At 63.0% G+C, this 2,847-nt stretch carries 3 protein-coding genes and 2 pseudogenes; 2 read left to right on the top strand and 3 right to left on the bottom strand.

Going from position 1 to position 2,847, the window contains the following annotated elements; all coding sequences use genetic code 11:
- Positions 1–438 (bottom strand): annotated as a pseudogene (locus JCM25156_RS12870) (molybdopterin molybdenumtransferase MoeA); the annotation flags it as partial.
- Positions 439–596: 158 nt separating this feature from the next.
- Between JCM25156_RS12870 and rpmG the strand changes: the two are divergent.
- Positions 597–764 carry a 50S ribosomal protein L33 gene (gene rpmG, locus JCM25156_RS12865; RefSeq protein ID WP_025813389.1) on the top strand — a complete coding sequence of 56 codons (168 nt, stop codon included), beginning with the start codon at positions 597–599 and terminating at the stop codon, positions 762–764.
- Positions 765–845: 81 nt separating this feature from the next.
- On the opposite strand, the gene JCM25156_RS12860 is transcribed toward rpmG, so the two are convergent.
- Together JCM25156_RS12860 and eno are read right to left on the bottom strand one after the other, a co-directional pair.
- The gene (locus JCM25156_RS12860) at positions 846–1,175 is read right to left on the bottom strand and encodes an FtsB family cell division protein (RefSeq protein WP_025813388.1); all 330 of its coding nucleotides are present in this window, start codon (positions 1,173–1,175) and stop codon (positions 846–848) included.
- Between the two features lie 71 nt (positions 1,176–1,246).
- Positions 1,247–2,524 (bottom strand): annotated as a pseudogene (gene eno, locus JCM25156_RS24245) (phosphopyruvate hydratase).
- Positions 2,525–2,664: 140 nt separating this feature from the next.
- Between eno and JCM25156_RS12850 the strand changes: the two are divergent.
- Positions 2,665–2,847, top strand: a 183-nt coding sequence (locus tag JCM25156_RS12850) for a DUF3429 domain-containing protein (protein ID WP_025813386.1), incomplete at its 3' end; no start/stop codon positions are given.

The following is a 2,847-nucleotide window of genomic DNA, read 5'->3' as shown; positions in this document are numbered from 1 at the left end:
CGCCGGAATGACCGTTTCCCCAGCCATGAAGTCCTGCCCCATACGGCGCACATAGGTTCCGGGCGCAAGCACATGGTCCGTTGTGACCGCGGTTCCCTCAGCCCGCGCGTTTTCCTGTATCAGCACGGCATCGGCGCCCGCAGGCATGACACTGCCGGTGAATACGCGCGCGCACTGGCCCGGCCCGAGCGTTACGGCGGCAGGATGGCCCGCCGGGGCCTCGGCAATGCAGGTGAGTGTGGTCGCCCCCCCGGACAGGTCGGCCGCGCGCACGGCGTAACCATCCATGGACGAGACATCGGCCGGGGGGTTGGACAGGCGCGCCACGACCGGCGCGGCGCTGACACGGCCGCAGGCATCCGTCAGGGCCACGACCTCCGCCGGGAGGGGAAAAACCCCGTCGAGAATCCGCTCGCGCGCTTCCGAGACACTCAACATCGTGCAATGCACTCCTTTTTTACCCGTTCCGTACGAATTTAAGCAGAAAAATGAAACTGGGTGCTTGACCTGCGCCTTGTGTATGCGCATTTTCCGCCAACTTGAACCACTGCCGCACCTGAATGTTCCAGCAGCGGCGGAGCAGTGCTGAGGATATCATGGCCAAGACCAACACCATTCAGATCAAGCTCGTTTCCACGGCGGATACCGGCTACTTCTATGTCACCAAGAAGAACGCCCGTGCCCAGACCGGCAAGATGGAAATGCGCAAGTACGACCCCGTTGCGCGCAAGCACGTGACCTTCCGCGAAGCGAAGATCAAATAATCTTCCGCCCCGGCGGATACGAAAAAACCCCGGCGGAAACGACCGGGGTTTTTCGTATCCACATGGTGGCGCGGGGCGGGATCAGTAAAGATGATCGTGCTCGGCATAGGGCACGACAATCTCATCCTGCCGGGCGAGGTTCTGCATGGTGCGCGCGCGTTCATCAAGCAGGTCGGTATCAAGCGCGCCTTCCTTCAGGCCCCGCACGCGGCGCAGCCAGACATCCTGCTCCGTCTGGGCGTCCTTCTGCGCGGAACGCGCCTCGTCCATCAGGTGCAGTTGGGCGGCATAGCTGTGCAGCCCATGTTCACCGCGCATGACATTCCAGCCAAAATAGGCCGTAAGCCCGATAAACAGGGCAGGGGGCAACGTCGCCCGCACCACACGCCTTACAAACCAGCCAAATCGCATATCGTCCTTCCCCCGCCACGCACCGTCATCATTCCGGCCGGGCGGGTTGATCCCGCCCGGCCGGAGCCGCATCACCCGTTCTTCAGGATGGTGCGCCCGGCATAGCGCGCCGCCGTGGCCAGTTCATTTTCAATACGGATCAACTGGTTGTATTTCGCGGTGCGGTCCGAACGCGAGAGCGAGCCGGTCTTGATCTGCCCGCAATTCGTCGCCACCGCCAGATCGGCAATGGTGCTGTCTTCCGTCTCACCCGAACGGTGGCTCATGACGGCGGTGTAGCCCGCGTGCTGGGCCATCTGCACCGCTTCGAGCGTCTCGCTCAGCGTGCCGATCTGGTTGACCTTGACCAGCAGCGAGTTGGCCACGCCCGCCTTGATGCCACGGCGCAGGCGGTCAGGGTTGGTCACGAACAGATCGTCACCCACCAGTTGCAGCTTGCCGCCCAGGTTGGCGGTCAGTTCGGCCCAGCCTTCCCAGTCGTCTTCCGCCAGTCCATCCTCGATCGAGACGATGGGGTAACGCGCGGCAAGATCGGCCAGATAGGCGATCATGCCGGCGGCATCCAGCGTCTTGCCTTCACCCTTCAGGTCGTAACGCCCGTCCTTGTAGAATTCGGTCGCCGCGCAATCGAGGGCGAAGGTCACGTCATCGCCGGGCTTGTAGCCAGCGGCCTCGACCGCGCGCATCATGAAGCCAAGCGCCTCATCAGCCGATTTGAGCGCCGGGGCGAAGCCGCCTTCATCGCCCACATTGGTGTTGTAGCCCGCGCCGGACAGGCTTTTCTTGAGCTGGGCGAAGATTTCCGACCCCATGCGGATCGCATCCGTGACGGTGGGCGCGCCGACGGGCTGGATCATGAATTCCTGAATGTCGATGGGATTGTCGGCATGTTCGCCGCCATTGATGATGTTCATCATCGGCACGGGCAGGGTGCGGGCATAGACGCCGCCAACATAGCGGTACAGCGGGGTCTGCAGTTCCTGCGCCGAAGCTTGGCCACCGCCAGCGACACGCCAGAATCGCGTTCGCGCCCAGACGGGCCTTGTTGGGGGTGCCGTCCAGGTCGATCATCGCCTCGTCAATGGCGACCTGATCGGTGGATTCCACGCCCTGCAGCGCCTCCAGAATCTCATGCTCGACATGGCTTGCCGCCTTGAGCACGCCCTTGCCGCCAAAGCGCCTGGGGTCGCCATCGCGCAGTTCCACCGCCTCATGCGCGCCGGTGGAGGCGCCAGAGGGAACCGCGGCACGGCCTTTCGCGCCGGAAGCCAGTTCCACATCCACCTCGATGGTCGGATTGCCACGCTGTCCAGTATTTCACGGGCGATGATGTCGATAATGGCGCTCATGATATCTGTTTCCTCAGATTTGACATTATGGGGATAGGACATACCACCGGCATGCACTTCATGTCCCACGATAACAGATGCCGCGTATCATGCCAGAGTGCGCTATGAACACCACGACCTTGTAACAGGAGAGTCCCGCCGTGAAACGCCTGCCGCTGCTGGCCATCGTAACCGCCCTGGCCAGCCTCCTGCCGCTGATTGGCTGCACATGCGCGATCGTGTTCCTGACACCCGACTACACCCCGCGCCTGCTTACGGCGGCGGTGGGCTACGGCGCGGTCATGCTGTCCTTTCTGGGGGCGGTGCACTGGGGGCTGGCGCTG

The sequence above is a fragment of the Komagataeibacter kakiaceti JCM 25156 genome (genome assembly GCF_000613305.1).
Note: the sequence above shows the minus strand (reverse complement) of the source record. Positions and strands in the feature narration are given on the sequence as shown.